Origin of the sequence: Brevibacillus sp. FIR094 (genome assembly GCF_050477165.1) — a bacterium.
Taxonomy (GTDB): Bacteria; Bacillota; Bacilli; order Brevibacillales; family Brevibacillaceae; genus Brevibacillus.
Genome location: NZ_JBEAES010000037.1, coordinates 39336 through 53679 on the forward strand (window position 1 = coordinate 39336; position 14344 = coordinate 53679).

Below are 14344 nucleotides of genomic sequence, written 5' to 3' on the forward strand. Positions count from 1 at the left end.
TGTATAACTTTAACATATTGCGGAGGTGTTTGGATCAGACTCGGGGCGGAGACTTTTTACGTCCCAAAATCGAATGCGCTTACACTCAAACGAGGATGGTGCAGCTTGTGCTTGTTTTTGTACGGTTCAGCCATTTTTTCTGTTGGGATCTCGTCCGATGTGATACGTTTTTTTAAGGTTTATTGCCTGAATATTACATAAATAGAAAGGGGCGACTCGGATGAAAAAATGGCTTCTTTCCCTCCTAATCTGGGGCGGGATAGCCGCATTGGGTGCTGTCGGATTCGGAATGATAGCGCTCTGGCAAGGGGAATCTGTCAACTCGTTTTGGTTATTGACCGCTGCGTTCTGCACTTATGCTGTTGCCTATCGTTTTTACAGTAAATTCATTGCTCGTAAAATCATGTCGCTCGACGACAATCGCGCCACTCCGGCGGAAGTGAACAACGATGGCAAAGACTTCGTGCCAACAAACAAATGGGTGTTGTTCGGACATCATTTTGCTGCGATTGCAGGGGCAGGTCCGCTCGTAGGTCCTACGCTGGCAGCGCAAATGGGATATTTGCCGGGAACGATCTGGATTATTGTCGGGGTCGTGATCGGTGGAGCGGTGCAGGACTTCATTATTTTGTTCGGATCAATGCGTCGCAACGGTAAATCTCTTGGTCAAATTGCCAAGGAAGAGATCGGCCCTGTAGGCGGAGCACTCGCGCTGATTGGTATCATTGCCATTATGATTATCCTGATTGCTGTTTTGGCGATGGTTGTTGTGAACGCTCTGGCTGAGTCGCCTTGGGCTACCTTCACGATATTCATGACGCTACCCATTGCTATATTGATGGGGTTGTATATGCGATATATACGGCCGGGCCAGGTAATGGAAGGCTCACTTATCGGGCTAGCTCTTCTATTTGTCTCCCTCTGGCTCGGACAAATCGTTGCCCAATCGCCAACATGGGGACCAGCCTTCACGTTCTCCAAGGTACAGCTTGCCTGGATGATTATTGTCTACGGCTTCATTGCGTCAGTTTTGCCCGTGTGGCTGCTCTTGGCACCGCGCGATTACCTCAGTTCGTTCTTGAAGGTAGGGACGATTGCGGTATTGGCGGTGGGAATCGTGCTGACACTGCCGCCATTGCAAATGCCTGCACTGACGAAGTTCATTGATGGAACTGGCCCTGTTTTCGCAGGAAATCTGTTCCCCTTCCTGTTTATTACCATCGCTTGCGGAGCCGTATCGGGATTCCATTCTCTCGTATCATCCGGAACGACGCCGAAGATGATCGCGAAGGAATCGCATGCGCCACTGATTGGTTACGGTGGGATGCTGATGGAGTCTGGTGTCGCAGTTATGGCGATGATTGCAGCATGCGTGCTGACTCCCGGTGTCTATTTTGCGATCAACTCACCTGCCGCAGCAATTGGCGTGGATCCAGTCCAGGTTGCGACGACGATAACGGGCTGGGGCTATACCGTAACCCCTGACCAATTAACAACGCTCGCCAACGACATTCAGGAAAAGACGATCCTTTCACGAACGGGCGGAGCGCCGTCACTGGCAATCGGGATGGCGACGATTTTCTCGGGTGTATTAGGTGGCAAGGCATTAATGGCATTCTGGTATCACTTTGCGATCTTGTTTGAGGCTGTCTTTATTTTGACGACGATCGATGCGGGGACGCGTGTCGGACGTTTTATGGTACAAGACATGCTCGGCAACGTCATTCCGAAAATGAAGGAAGTCAACTGGCTACCAGGTAATCTGATTGGTTCTGGGATCATTACCATCGGATGGGGATACTTCCTGCTCCAAGGTGTCATGGACCCGTTGGGAGGTATTTACACCCTGTGGCCGCTCTTTGGTATCGCCAACCAGATGCTGGCCGCGATTGCGTTTACGGTGGGAACGACGATTATTTTCAAAATGGGCAAAGCTGCCTACTCATGGATCACACTCGTACCGATGGCTTGGCTGACGACGGCTACGCTGACAGCGGGCTGGCAAAAGCTGTTCCATCCTGATCCAAAAATCGGGTTCCTCTCGCATGCAGAAGCATTCCAAAAGGCACTGGATGCCGGTGCGCTGCCAAAAGGGGTAAAAACGGTGGAAGCTGCACAAAAAATGATCTTCAACGACCAGATCGATGCTGTGGTATGTGCGATCTTCATGGTCATTACGATTGGGATCATTCTCGACGGTGCACGGGTGTGGATCAATATTCTCCGCGGCAAACAATATTCGTTGCACGAATCGCCGTACATCAAGTCCAAAGGAAATGTAATTGACGGGAAAGGACATCACGTTGCATGAGGCGCAAGCTAAGAGCCATGCGAAAGGCAATGCGCAAAGTGAGCTCTGCTATTAAAACGATTTTCGGAATGCCCGACTATGATCGCTATCTCGCTCATTGGTACGAGACGCATGGGGCACCGGGTATCTTTCCGATGACAGAGCGTGAGTACTACATGTACGCATTGACCGAACGATTTGAAAAAGGTGGCGTAACGCGCTGCTGCTAAAGTGTTCATGTAAAAAGGGTGTCTCCACGGTCAGAAAATGACGAGGGAGGTACCCTTTTTCAATTATCCGGGCGCTTTCGGGCGCATCCCTCATGGCTAACGTGTGGTGTAACAGCAGGTAAAGTATGGTACACTAAAAATATAGCATGGCCGTTTTTTAGCACGAGCTGTCTCATCATTTTCAAATAATACGTCGAAGCCTCTCTTTCTAAGTGAAAGGGGCGTGCTTTGCGAAAAAATATGTCAAGTTTTAGGTGGCGATACGTGTGCAAGCATCAACACTGGCGGCTCTCAAGGAGCTCGCTTTGCAATGCGCCCGTTCAGCGGGTGAGCTGAGTCTGAAGCGAATGAAGGAGCCTTTTACCGTCGAGTATAAAACATCAGCCTCCGATCTTGTCACAGCCGTAGATAAAGAAGTGGAGAATCACGTCATTCAGATGATTCTTGCGCGCTTCCCTGATCACGGCATTCTTGGAGAAGAGAGTGCGCATGCGGAGGATTACAAGCAGTATGACACGCTTTGGGTCATCGACCCGATTGATGGAACGACTAATTTTGTTCATCAGCAAATCAATTTTTCCGTTTCCATTGCCGTTTACCATAAGGGAGAGGGAGTGGTCGGAGCTGTATACGATCCTTCCAGAGACGAATTATTTTATGCGGTAAAAGGGGAAGGGGCTTTTCTTAATGATCGTCCCTTGCAGGTGAATCGAGCAGTAAGCCTGGAACAAGCTTTGTTATGCACGAGCGTATTTTGGAACAAGCGTGCTGAACAGATCGGCATCGATTTGATCGTGAAAAAGCTTGCTGGGAAGGTTCGCGGAATGCGCCTGCTAGGAAGCGCCGCTCTGGAGATGGCGTATGTGGCTGCGGGAAGACTGGATGGCTACGTCAGTATGCAGCTCAATGCGTGGGATTTCGGGGCAGCTCGTATTATTGTAGAGGAAGCGGGTGGTCGGGTGACGACCATGACGGGGACACCACTGCCGTACGACCAAAAAAGCAGCGTGATGGCTTGCAACCCGACTTTTTATGAGGAGTTGCAGCATTACCTGAAATCCGAACATACGGATGTACCTTCACAAAATTAAATGTCACTAGAACCCGCTGGACATGTGCATCCAGTGGGTTTTCTTTTGTTGCGCATGTTGGGTTTTCGTTTGGACGTCGGTTGCATATGCTATAAAAGCATAGCCGGAAGACGAGCAGCGACTGTTTTTGTTACGAAGTCGGCTTGTCCGAATAAGGGGGATAACTATGACCCTGATCGAGGAAAGTGTAAAGCTGATCCTTCAGCATCAAGCGAGTACGGGGGCGTATCTCGCTTCACCTGCCTTTGTCCACTATCAGTATGCGTGGCTCCGCGATGGAACATTTACGGCCTACGCGATGAACCGTACCGGCAACCATGAGAGCGCCCGCAAGTTTTACCAATGGTGCGATAATGTGATCCGAAAGCATGAGGTAAAGGCAAGAGCAGCCATTTCGGCAGTAAAAAAAGGGTTAGACAAAAATGATGCGGGGAACGACCGCTTTTTGCATACGCGCTATACAGCGGACGGAGAAGAAGTAGCAGGCGAATGGGGTAGCTTTCAGCTCGATGGCTACGGGACATGGCTGTGGGGGCTGGCTGAGCATGTGCGGATGAGCGGGGAGCATGACTTGATTCACGAGCTGAAGCCATCTATTGAACTGACGATTGACTATGTAGTGGCGTGCTGGCAGCTCCCAAACTTTGATTGCTGGGAAGAGGGAGGAGACCGAATCCACCCTGTGACGCTAGGGGCCATTTATGCCGGGATCAAGGCGATGGAGCCTTATTTGTGCGATCGAGCTATCGAACTCGCTCAGCAAGGAGAGACTATTCGTCAATTCATACGCGAGCATGGCACAGCCAACGGGCGATTGATAAAATCCGTTGGGGATCATTCTGTGGATGCTAGTCTTCTCTGGCTGGCACTACCGTATGGGCTTGTCACCGTGGATGATCCGCTTATGATTCGGACCGTGCAGGCCATAGAAGAGGAGCTACGCGCAGGATACGGTGTGCATCGCTACCCGGCTGATACGTATTACGGCGGGGGACAGTGGCTGCTGTTATCCGCTTGGTTGGGCTGGTATTACGTGAAAACGGGCAGGTGTGAAGAAGCCGAAAAGATAGCAGCGTGGATTGCTTCCCAGCGGCAAGCGAGCGGACTGCCTGAACAAGTGCAGGAGCATTTGCTTTCGCCGACTCATTATGAGATGTGGGTGGAGAGGGCAGGGCATCCCGCTGTGCCGCTCCTTTGGTCGCATGCGATGTTTCTCGTGTTGGCAGCAGAGCTCGGCATTCAGCACTAGCCAGGAAGAGGGTCTTCCTGGTTTTTCTTATTACTGACATCGATTGACACCATTTGTTGCTATGCTCATCTCAGGACCGAACAGAGTGGCGTTCAAACAGGATAAAAATGACACAGAGCATGAAGCTCTTTATGTAGCCAGTCGATTAGCTCAGCAGGCTCCTCTACTGTCGCTTCCCTTCCCAGACCAAGTACAAACCGGGCTACCCAATCTATTTCGGAGGGAGCGACAGTGTCGGTAATGATACCAGAGCCATCTGCCAGAAGCGTAATCTGGTTGCCGAATTGATGGTGGCTTTCGGCAAGTTTACAGCCTTTTCTCGTCAAACGAATTCGCAGGGGAAACTGCTCTGGTTCTTCATACTGCGAGACATGCCAATCAGGGACGAGGTTAGGGGCATCCACGATCGTCATGGCTTGGATGCGGTCAACGCGTAGCTTGACCGTACATCCCCTGAGAAAGCAGAAGCATTTGCAGTACCAGTAGCCATCGAAGGCGTACAAATAATCGGGCTGTATGATGCGGGTGCTCTTTCCGTTCAGGGAGTCGTACGCAATTTCCACAGCTTGTTGTGAAAGAGCAGCATCCAAGAGCGGTCGCAAAAAGGGCGCCTCCACACTTCTGCTCGGGTTCATCACCCGCAGTTTTTTGCGTAGTTGCTCTACTCTAATCAAAGCGTCTGTTGGAAGGCTCGCGAGCAGCTTGGCGATCACAGACAAGGTTTCTTTTGCAAATGGCTTGTCCGTGTAAGAGAGAAGAGCTTCATACGACAAAATCAGAGCAACGGCTTCCTCTGTCGTGAGGGCAAGGGGCGCTAGCTGATGGGATCGAATCAGCCTGTAACCACCGCCAGGACCGGGGGAAGCTTGCAGGGGCGCACCAGCCTCGCTGAGCAAATGCAAGTCACGCAGCATCGTTCGTTTGGACACGGACAACATATTGGCTAAATCACCCACGGTAAAGGTTTTTCCTGTGTGGAAAAGCGCAAGCAGTTCTAGTAAACGACCTGTTCGGTTCATACGTATTCCTCGCTTTAGCTAAAAGGAATGAAAGGGTGAGTCAAAGTGAAATCAATGATGGTTTATCAGCAGGGGACGAGGTTGCATGTGTTAGAAGGCGCACGAAATGGTGAAACGATTCTGTTCTTGCACCCCCAGGGTGGGACCTCATCTATCTGGAACGACATGTTACCTTATTTTTCAGAGGATTTCCACATTATTTGTATGGATCTGCGTGGGCATGGTCAGTCAGAGCATGCGGCTACTGGCTACGATATCGGTACGCAATGTGAGGATATGCGGGCAGTTCTTGATCATGCTGGGGTAGATAGAGCGCATCTGATCGGCAATTCTCTTGGCGGAGATTTCGCCACCTTTTTTGCAGCGATGTACCCTGACCGTGTGCGATCACTGATCAATCTGGATGCAGGCATGATTGATTTTGTGGGTCCAAATGGCGAGCGGGAAGGATCAAAAGCTGAAATTTTGGAGCAGGATCGCAAGCGTGCAGTGCCAGCGTTCCAGCATAGAGAAGAGTTCGCTCCATACGCGAGGGAGCATTGGTATCCGTGGGACCCATATTACGAAAAATGGTTTCAGCATGTGACGATCTACCCTCTGTCTGATGGGCTGATCACATACCAGATACCGACTGCGATTAACCTTCAAATTATGGGGACAGTCTGTGATTTGCACTATGAAGATGCCTACGCACTAGTGAGATGCCCGGTTCTGTTTCTCCCGGCGGAGACTGAGCCAAAGCTCGAAGTGAAGCTCTCTCTCATCCAAAAAGTTACGAGGCATCCGCAAAGCAAAACGGTAGTCATTCCAAACTCGAAGCACTTGATGCCGATCGATGCGCCAATAGCGACAAGCATGGAAATACTGGCGTTTTTAAAAGGCTTGATGCTTGACAGTCCTTCTGGATGACCGGGGATTTATCGTTGCCGAGTAGGACTATCGCCCAACGTCAAGATTCTTTTCCATGACAACCAAGAAATGGTAAAATATCCGCAACCACTCTTTACCTAGAATCGCCGATTTTGAATCCAGCATCGAAAGACTGGGTCAAATCGTCCGCGATCGTAGTTAAAAGTAGAGGAAAGGTGGAGGCGGAAGAAAATGGGGTATATAGAAATAACGAAAAAGAATATAGAAACGGAGCACATATGCTGCGCATTAGGTGCAAAACAATACGAGAATGCAGTAGCCGAGAAGAAGAATTGGCTGACAGAGCGAATGGAAGAAGGATTGGTTTTTTATCGATTGGATGAGCGGGCAAAAGTGTTTATTGAATACTTGCCTGCGGAAATGGCATGGGTTCCAATTGAAGCGCCCAACTATATGTATATCAACTGCTTGTGGGTGTCTGGCAGATATAAAGAGAATGGGTATGCGAAACAATTGTTGCATCATTGCAAGGAAGATGCCATCAACCGTGGCATGGACGGAATCGTTCATATCGTAGGGAAGAACAAGTACCCGTATTTGAGTGAGAGACGTTTTTTTGAGCATATGGGATTTGAACTGGCAGACCAAGCAGAACCGTATTTTCAATTAATGGCATGGAAATGGAATGAACAAGCGGCTATGCCATCCTTTCATAAAAAAGAAACGACTCCTTCAATGGAAAAAGGCATCACCGTTTATTACACCGCGCAGTGTCCATTTGCTGTTGGTGTTTTGGAAGAGCTGCGAAAAGTAGCGGAATCGAAAAGTGTCCCCTTTCATGCGTACAAGCTGACAACGAGAGAAGCAGCACTGAATGCGCCTGCCATATGGACAACCTTTGGCTTGTTTTATTATGGTGAATTTATTACCCATGAAATCATGAGTGCCAACAAATTTGAAAAATTGCTAACAGAGCTTCTCGCACACCAAAAGCCCCGCCAATCCCAATAGGCGAGGGCTTTATTCGTATGTCTACTTGCTCGTTGGCGTGAAGTCCATGCCTTTTACATATTGCTGGCTGTGAACGGCGAACTCTGCCGTGAGTGGGGAGATCGACTGCTAGTTGCGCACCGCGAGCACTACTTCCCTTGTAATCGGGGGAGAAAGAGGGATCGCGACCACTTTGGGGATGACAGGTGGCATGTACAGCTCAGGCATGATGGTGACGCCGATATACTCCTGCACCATGGTCAAAATCGTATACACCTCACGGACTTCAAACGTAACCGTTGGGTTGATGTGATTCTCTTGCAGCATTTTCCGGATACAGCCATCCTTTGGCATGATAAAACAACGCTCCGCGATTTCGGAAAAACGAAGGGTCTGACTGTCTTTCAGTGGATGGGTATCTGGTAAAATGACCATCATTTCGTCTTGCAAGAGCGGCAACGTTTGCATTTCCTTATCAGGCATTACGGTAAAGGCAATGTCGACAACCGAGCTGTGCAGCCAGTTGCTAATTTCATCACTATCGCCTTCCAAAAGTAGGATTTCCACGGCCGGAAACCGCTTGCGAAAGCTGCCCAAAAGCCCGGGCAAGAAGCGGGAAGCGACGCTGGGGATCGAGGCAACACGCAGGGTACCGGACGTAATCCCGCGGGCCACGTTTGCTTCCTCCGTCATGCAGGATGTGATGTTCAAAATGTCGCGAGCGTGCGCAAGCATTCGCTCTCCGATGCTCGTCGGAGTGATTCCGCTGCGACTTCGCTGAAAAAGACTAACGCCTAGCTCCTTTTCTAGGGACTGAATCATTTGCGAGACGGCGGATTGCGTGAAGCCGATTTTTTCTGCTGCCCGCGTGAAGCTTCCAGCTTTTGCTGCGGCGACAAACACTTGCAGTTGAGTAAGCGTCATGTCTCCTCGTTCCTTTTCATTAGTTTTTTCTTATGAAAAATATTATAAATCATTGTTTTACTAATGGAAAAGAGCTTCGTATAGTAAAAGGCATCACCATTAAGCAAATACGAGGAGGAACATAGATGCATCCCGAATGGCAGCGAATTGCAAATGAATTTATCGAGGCGACCTCTTACCGGGTGGGCGAGCTGGAAAAAGGCTGGGCCTCTCGTTACGATTTTTCCAAAAGACCGGCGACGTATTTGCGCTATGAAGAGGTATTTGCCCGCATTGATTTGGGCAAGCCGCAGTTTCCAGCGTCCGTCGATTTGTGGGAGGTCCTCGCTAATCGAAGATCCAAGCGTAATTTCTTGAAGCAGCCAATGACGCTTAACGAATTGAATCTCCTGCTGTGGGGGACACAGGGCATCACAGATGATATGGGAGATTATCAATTACGCACGACCCCGTCTGCCGGTGCCCTGTATCCGATTGAGACGTATCTGATGATTAACAACGTAGAGGGACTCGAGAAAGGCCTGTATCATCTGGATGTACAGAATTGGTGCTTGGAAGGACTGAAGAGAGAAGACACGTCCGAGATCGCCTATATGTTCACGGAAGAACAAGAGGTGACGAGACGGGCTGCTGTCAATTTCGTTTGGACAGCGATGGTGGATCGTACGAAAGACAAATACAAAGAGCGTGCGTACCGCTATATTTGGTGGGATTCCGGGCACGTGTCGCAGAACCTGCATTTGGTAGCAAACGGACTGGGGCTTGGGGTAACGACAATTGGTCACTGGATGGATCAAGACATGAACGAATATTTAGGCATCGATGGCAAGTCCCATTTGTCTGTTTTGATGGCATCAGTGGGCAAAATCGCAGGTGGGCATTGGCTGACGGACCGTCGACCGGAATAAGCAATAAAAAAGGATGGGCATAAGTAGCCGCATCCTTTTTTGCATTCATGATGGTGTGCCAAGTACGATGTCATGTGCAGAAAGTGTATCGCGCAGAACGGTCGCCATGAGCTGGTAGCCGAGGACATGGGGATGAAGACCGTCGTCAGCCAATTCCATGCGCAGTGTGATGCCATCTGCGTCTGTCATACGGGAGTGATAATCGACATAGAGACAGTCTGTTTGTTCAGCAATAGCTTGGAAACGTTTATTGATCGTGATGACGAGCTCGTTTCGCTCACGGTTGCGTGCGTATCGATCCATATTGGTAGGCAAGAGGGAACAAAGAATGGGCTGAATGCCTTGCTCGAGAGCCACATGCACCATTGCTTCTACATCAGTGGTCACCTGCTGGCAAATCTCTTGGGGTGTCAGTCGGTCGGAAGGCAAGAATGTATCCAACGCCCACGTATTGTTAATCCCGATCATAATCACCACGAAACGTGGCTTCAATTGAAGGACATCCGCAGCAAAACGTCTGCGGGCCTGTTCGGTTGTGTCACCGCCGATTCCACGATTCACGATCGTCTGAGCGGACCGGCCAAAAAAGGTAGCGAGATCCCACCAATGCGTGATGGAATCGCCGAAAAAAACAAAATCGACGGGCTGCTGGTGGAAGAGCAGCGCTTCATTATGAAAGTCAAATTCGTTGCGTCGTCTGTCAGCTGGCGCATCGATACTGAAAAATCCGGGCTTTATGAGAGCTGGGCGCTGTTCGTCCAAGCTACATCCCTCCTCGTCCAAAATTTTACCATATCCCTGTAAGCGTGGTGTGCAGTTTCGTTTACTTCGTACTTGATTTTGACGTGTGTAAACGATAACATATGATCTGAATAAGATAGATTGATAACCATTATCAAATGCGTTGGAGTCTAAGAGAAGAGGGTGACCGTTGTGTCTATTGCCAAAATCATTCGAGAGCGCCGCTCTATTAAAAAAGACTATAAACCAGATACTGTGTCGGAAGAACTTGTTCTAGAGCTGTTGAATGACGCTGTGTACGCGCCGAACCATGGTATTCGTGAGCCTTGGAGATTTCTGTTTGTATCTTCAGAGAAAAAAGAAGCGTTTGTAGAGAAGTTGATCACCTGCTATCCTCCAGAAGCCTATCAGGCGCGCAAAGACATGTACAACCAACCGGCAGCTTATTTGGTTGTCATTATGAAGCAAGATCCGCGCCAAAAACAATGGGAAGAAGATTTCAGTGCAACAGCAGCGCTCATTCAAAACTTCCAGTTGCTCGCATGGGAGCGTGGATTAGGCGTAGTCTGGAAAACAAACGCGCACAACTGGGACCCGAAGGCACACGCCATCTTGGGTGTTGCGCCAGGAGAGAAAATCGTTGGTTTCCTGCACCTCGGTTTTTTCGATCAGGAAAATGTACCAGCAGCCCGCACACGCACGCCTGCTGAAGAAAAGTTCACTCGGTTCGAATAAATGGAAAAAACGAGACCAATCTGTGGTCTCGTTTTTTCGTGATAACTGGACAACTTCCTGCTACACTAATGCTTGATCTATGTTTACGTTAACTTGAAATATACGATTAGGGTGTATGACATGAGGGTTTTTTGGACGTTACAAAACCAAGAAGTGTGGGAATTGGCTCGAGAACGGGGTTTTTTACAAGGGGACCGAAAACATGCGATGTTCCCTCCGGAATACGAATGGATGGTTCATCAGATGAAAAAGAGAGTAACAAAATATAGCGGGGAAATGCCGATTTGGTTATGGGTGGATAAACCTGATTTGAGGCGTACAGGCTATTTTGAGAGTGGAGTCAAATTCGTTCGAATCAAAGTGGAGTTGGATGAACAAGTGGTTTTACTCTCTGACTATGATGAATGGCATATGGTATTAAATAATGACTTCTTAGCTAACAGTGAACAGGAATATGAAGAATTTCATCAGGGAAAAGGTACGATTTCGAAAGAGGAAAGCTGGGAGCGTATCTTTGCGTGGAATAGAAAGCGAGATTCCAGTTGGGATGCCTATGAGGATAGAGAATTGCAAGGAACAACCGGGAAAATAGCCATAGCGAATGTCAAAAGTGTCGAGTACTTTCTTGCAAGGTAAATGTTGATCACGCTCGAGGACACGGTTGGGGAAGAAAAAACGAGACCATTCTGAGGTCTCGTTTTTTTTTGCAATTACTTTGCTGCTTCTTGCGCTACGACTTTTACCATGCTTGAAATGATCCCCAGATGGATGGACTCGTGCATGACGGCAAAGTTAAAGACTTCTCCAACCGTTGTAAACTGGAAGGGACCCATTGTAATGGGAGCTGGCAAAGCTGCCTCTAGCTCGTCAGGGGTGACGGAGGCCAACCGTTCAATCTGTACCGACAAGTAGTGAATCAGCTCATCTTTCGAGGGTGGTGTAGTCGTCCAGTCAGAAGGCTTCGTTCCCGTCTGAAAAAGAGTAGCGTAAGAAGCAGGCAGGTCAGATTGGTAAGGCAAGCCGATGGATAGGAAATGCTGAAAACAAAAGACGATATGCCCGATATTCCAGCGAAGTGTATTTGAAAAAGCGGGGGATTGAACATCCAATAGCTCCTCAGGAATCAACGGAATCTGTTGTAGGCCAATCTGACGAACGGATGTGGCTGTAGTGATCATGCTTTGAGACATGAGACAAACCTCCCTATCATTTTCCTATGATTGACAGCGATCTTACCGTCAACTAAAGTGTACGTCGTAGGGGAAATCGCAACAATCATGCTTTTCCGATTAAAATGATTAGTAAAAATGATAATGGGTGCAAGAGGTGAAGCAATGGAGCTCAGGCAATTGGAGTATTTTATGGCAATATGTGAGGAAATGCATTTTTCCCGGGCATCAGAAAAGCTGTGTACCTCGCAGTCCAATCTCAGCCAGCAAATCAAGTTTTTAGAGAGTGAGCTGGGTGTCCCGCTGTTTGACCGCTTAGGTAAGAGAATCACGCTGACTGAAGCAGGAAAGGTATTGCTGGAACAGAGTCGGCATGTTTTTTCCCATATCGACTATGCACGTGAAGCAATCGAAGCCATGAAAAACAACGAAGGGGGCACGCTCACGATCGGTGTTCTGCCTGGCGATGCCGACTTGTTGTTTGACGCTCTTCTTGTAGAATTCCATCGCTTGTATCCCAAAACATCCTTATCCGTCATTGAGTCTACAAGAATCGTGGAGCAAATCACATCCGGCGAGATTGATTTGGGCGTGACTGTGTTACCTGAGCCGGATGAGAGCCGCTATTTCACGAAGAGTTCGCGCTTGCGGTTCATAGCGCACATCCACTTGCCAAGGAAAAGGCAATCAGGTTTGAGCAGCTTCAAGATGTAAAAATGGTGATGTTTCCGCCGGATCATCAAGCGAGACAGCTCATCAATCGCTATTGCTTACAGGAAGGCTTTCACTTGCAGCCTCCTATCGAAACAACCACACTCCTGGCTCTATTGACTCTTGTCAAAAAGGGGATCGGGGGCTGTATTCTGCCTGGCTTATTGCTGCAAAACGTAAACGACGACGAGATTGCGATCATCAACCTCTTGCATCCGACACCCAGCCAAGACATCTGTTTGGTTTATCGCAGGGACAAATATATGGGGTTCGCCGCTCGTACCTTCATCGATACGCTACAAGCTTATATTCAATCGGCCATCGACAACGTCCATGCCCCCACCACGAGTAAAAATCGCTCGTAAGATGTTCCTTTCCTTGGTAAAATGCAAGTCATTACGAAGCACGATCTGGTCGATGGGAGGAAGTTCACATGCATCCAAAAAAGGTCCCCCGTTAATCCCGAGGTCCTCCATTCATGTATTTGTGTCAGCTACCCCAAAATATATCAAGGGAGATGTACGTAAATGAACATGAATGGACCTGTAAAAATATCTCGAAGTGAACGATTTCAAACCTGCCAAGAAATTGCTGCGAGGTTACATGAAGTGTACAAAGAAAAAGTTCTCGCCATTGGGGTGTATGGTTCCATTTCTCAAGGGACAGACGGCCCTTATTCGGATATCGAAATGTTTTGTGTAGTAGAAGAATCAGGGGAAGAAATAGAATATAGCTACGAATGGTCAGCGGGACCTTGGAAGGCTGAAGTGAATGTGTGCAGTGCAGATGTTTTGCTGAACACTGCCGCTACTGTCGAGGAGGATTGGCCGCTGACACATGGCCCATTCTTTTCTCCGCTGAGTCTGTATGATCCGAAGGGCTTTTTTCATACGCTCAAAAAAGCAGCAGAATCACCAGCAAGCGAAGCGTTCACCGAAGCCATCAACGGTATTCTAGTAGGAGAAATGTACGAGTTTATTGGTAAGTTGCGAAACGTAAATCTAAACGGCCCACATACCTATCTGCCCTACTTGGCTATGGAGTTTGCCCAATACGGTGCGATGTTGATCGGGCTGCATAACCGAAAGCTCTACTCGACAGGGGCCAAGGTTTTGCCGGAAGCGCTGGAATTGCCGCATCGTCCTGCTGGATTCGATCAGGTAGCCAGATTGGTGATGGCGGGGGATCTGACTGATCCAGCAAAAATCGTTCGCGCTTGCGAAGCATTCTGGGATGGTCTCCAAGAGTGGGCTGCACAGCATCAGTATGTGATTCATTCAGAGCGAATCCCTTTTTAATCAATAAAAAACAAACGAGACCCCTTTTACGAAGGGTCTCGACTTACCAAGAGAGCCTTGCTACCTGGTCTTACCCCTGTCAAGCGGACAGAACTAAAAAAGCCTAAGCAGCCAGTGTG

14 protein-coding genes and 1 pseudogene are annotated in these 14344 nt (G+C 48.7%); 11 read left to right on the forward strand and 4 right to left on the reverse strand.

The features are described from left to right. Window positions 1–220: 220 nt before the first annotated feature. From ACQ5DJ_RS24910 to ACQ5DJ_RS24925, 4 genes are all read left to right on the forward strand, one after another. Window positions 221–2311, forward strand: coding sequence for a carbon starvation CstA family protein (locus ACQ5DJ_RS24910; protein ID WP_429844772.1), 2091 nt, complete (start codon window positions 221–223; stop codon window positions 2309–2311). Then, window positions 2308–2520: a CstA-like transporter-associated (seleno)protein gene (locus ACQ5DJ_RS24915; RefSeq protein WP_017250626.1), complete on the forward strand. Its 213-nt coding sequence runs from the start codon at window positions 2308–2310 to the stop codon at window positions 2518–2520. Before ACQ5DJ_RS24910 ends, ACQ5DJ_RS24915 begins: the two co-directional genes overlap by 4 nt. A 266-nt stretch (window positions 2521–2786) precedes the next feature. After that, a complete protein-coding gene (locus ACQ5DJ_RS24920; RefSeq protein ID WP_429844773.1) occupies window positions 2787–3611 on the forward strand; it encodes an inositol monophosphatase family protein in 825 nt (274 codons plus the stop codon). Between the two features lie 166 nt (window positions 3612–3777). Next, entirely contained in the window at window positions 3778–4860 is a 1083-nt protein-coding gene (locus tag ACQ5DJ_RS24925) for a glycoside hydrolase family 15 protein (protein ID WP_429844774.1), read from the forward strand. A 92-nt stretch (window positions 4861–4952) separates the two neighbouring features. Here ACQ5DJ_RS24925 and ACQ5DJ_RS24930 read toward each other — a convergent pair whose 3' ends face one another. Continuing rightward, window positions 4953–5879, reverse strand: coding sequence for a helix-turn-helix transcriptional regulator (locus ACQ5DJ_RS24930; RefSeq protein ID WP_429844776.1), 927 nt, complete (start codon window positions 5877–5879; stop codon window positions 4953–4955). Window positions 5880–5933: 54 nt separating this feature from the next. Here ACQ5DJ_RS24930 and ACQ5DJ_RS24935 point away from each other — a divergent pair, with 54 nt between their 5' ends. Next, on the forward strand, window positions 5934–6788 hold the full coding sequence (locus tag ACQ5DJ_RS24935; protein WP_429844789.1) for an alpha/beta fold hydrolase: 855 nt from the start codon (window positions 5934–5936) through the stop codon (window positions 6786–6788). Between the two features lie 192 nt (window positions 6789–6980). Next, on the forward strand, window positions 6981–7760 hold the full coding sequence (locus ACQ5DJ_RS24940) for a GNAT family N-acetyltransferase (RefSeq protein ID WP_429844777.1): 780 nt from the start codon (window positions 6981–6983) through the stop codon (window positions 7758–7760). Between the two features lie 108 nt (window positions 7761–7868). On the opposite strand, the gene ACQ5DJ_RS24945 is transcribed toward ACQ5DJ_RS24940, so the two are convergent. Further along, window positions 7869–8663, reverse strand: a complete 795-nt coding sequence (locus tag ACQ5DJ_RS24945) for a LysR family transcriptional regulator (RefSeq protein WP_429844778.1) — start codon at window positions 8661–8663, stop codon at window positions 7869–7871. A gap of 125 nt (window positions 8664–8788) precedes the next feature. On the opposite strand from ACQ5DJ_RS24945, the gene ACQ5DJ_RS24950 reads away from it, so the two are divergent. After that, entirely contained in the window at window positions 8789–9571 is a 783-nt protein-coding gene (locus ACQ5DJ_RS24950; protein ID WP_429844779.1) for a SagB/ThcOx family dehydrogenase, read from the forward strand. Window positions 9572–9616: 45 nt separating this feature from the next. Here ACQ5DJ_RS24950 and ACQ5DJ_RS24955 read toward each other — a convergent pair whose 3' ends face one another. Next, complete coding sequence (locus tag ACQ5DJ_RS24955; protein WP_429844780.1) at window positions 9617–10333, reverse strand: GDSL-type esterase/lipase family protein; 717 nt, start codon at window positions 10331–10333, stop codon at window positions 9617–9619. Window positions 10334–10495: 162 nt separating this feature from the next. Here ACQ5DJ_RS24955 and ACQ5DJ_RS24960 point away from each other — a divergent pair, with 162 nt between their 5' ends. Together ACQ5DJ_RS24960 and ACQ5DJ_RS24965 are read left to right on the forward strand one after the other, a co-directional pair. Beyond that, a complete protein-coding gene (locus ACQ5DJ_RS24960; protein WP_429844781.1) occupies window positions 10496–11047 on the forward strand; it encodes a nitroreductase family protein in 552 nt (183 codons plus the stop codon). A gap of 120 nt (window positions 11048–11167) precedes the next feature. Then, a complete protein-coding gene (locus ACQ5DJ_RS24965; protein WP_429844782.1) occupies window positions 11168–11683 on the forward strand; it encodes a DUF3841 domain-containing protein in 516 nt (171 codons plus the stop codon). 74 nt (window positions 11684–11757) lie between these two features. Here ACQ5DJ_RS24965 and ACQ5DJ_RS24970 read toward each other — a convergent pair whose 3' ends face one another. After that, window positions 11758–12237, reverse strand: coding sequence for a DinB family protein (locus ACQ5DJ_RS24970; protein WP_429844784.1), 480 nt, complete (start codon window positions 12235–12237; stop codon window positions 11758–11760). Window positions 12238–12381: 144 nt separating this feature from the next. Here ACQ5DJ_RS24970 and ACQ5DJ_RS24975 point away from each other — a divergent pair. Both ACQ5DJ_RS24975 and ACQ5DJ_RS24980 read left to right on the forward strand, forming a co-directional pair. Continuing rightward, window positions 12382–13292 (forward strand): annotated as a pseudogene (locus ACQ5DJ_RS24975) (LysR family transcriptional regulator). Window positions 13293–13454: 162 nt separating this feature from the next. Beyond that, complete coding sequence (locus ACQ5DJ_RS24980; RefSeq protein ID WP_429844785.1) at window positions 13455–14225, forward strand: ANT(4')-I family aminoglycoside nucleotidyltransferase; 771 nt, start codon at window positions 13455–13457, stop codon at window positions 14223–14225. The last annotated feature ends 119 nt before the right edge of the window (window positions 14226–14344 follow it).

Coding starts and splice junctions, on each gene's coding strand:
- ACQ5DJ_RS24910 (WP_429844772.1), top strand. CDS start 221: ATGAAAAAATGGCTTCTTTCCCTCCTAATCTGGGGCGGGATAGCCGCA.
- ACQ5DJ_RS24915 (WP_017250626.1), top strand. CDS start 2,308: ATGAGGCGCAAGCTAAGAGCCATGCGAAAGGCAATGCGCAAAGTGAGC.
- ACQ5DJ_RS24925 (WP_429844774.1), top strand. CDS start 3,778: ATGACCCTGATCGAGGAAAGTGTAAAGCTGATCCTTCAGCATCAAGCG.
- ACQ5DJ_RS24930 (WP_429844776.1), bottom strand. CDS start 5,879: ATGAACCGAACAGGTCGTTTACTAGAACTGCTTGCGCTTTTCCACACA.
- ACQ5DJ_RS24935 (WP_429844789.1), top strand. CDS start 5,934: ATGATGGTTTATCAGCAGGGGACGAGGTTGCATGTGTTAGAAGGCGCA.
- ACQ5DJ_RS24940 (WP_429844777.1), top strand. CDS start 6,981: ATGGGGTATATAGAAATAACGAAAAAGAATATAGAAACGGAGCACATA.
- ACQ5DJ_RS24945 (WP_429844778.1), bottom strand. CDS start 8,663: ATGACGCTTACTCAACTGCAAGTGTTTGTCGCCGCAGCAAAAGCTGGA.
- ACQ5DJ_RS24950 (WP_429844779.1), top strand. CDS start 8,789: ATGCATCCCGAATGGCAGCGAATTGCAAATGAATTTATCGAGGCGACC.
- ACQ5DJ_RS24965 (WP_429844782.1), top strand. CDS start 11,168: ATGAGGGTTTTTTGGACGTTACAAAACCAAGAAGTGTGGGAATTGGCT.
- ACQ5DJ_RS24970 (WP_429844784.1), bottom strand. CDS start 12,237: ATGTCTCAAAGCATGATCACTACAGCCACATCCGTTCGTCAGATTGGC.
- ACQ5DJ_RS24980 (WP_429844785.1), top strand. CDS start 13,455: ATGAACATGAATGGACCTGTAAAAATATCTCGAAGTGAACGATTTCAA.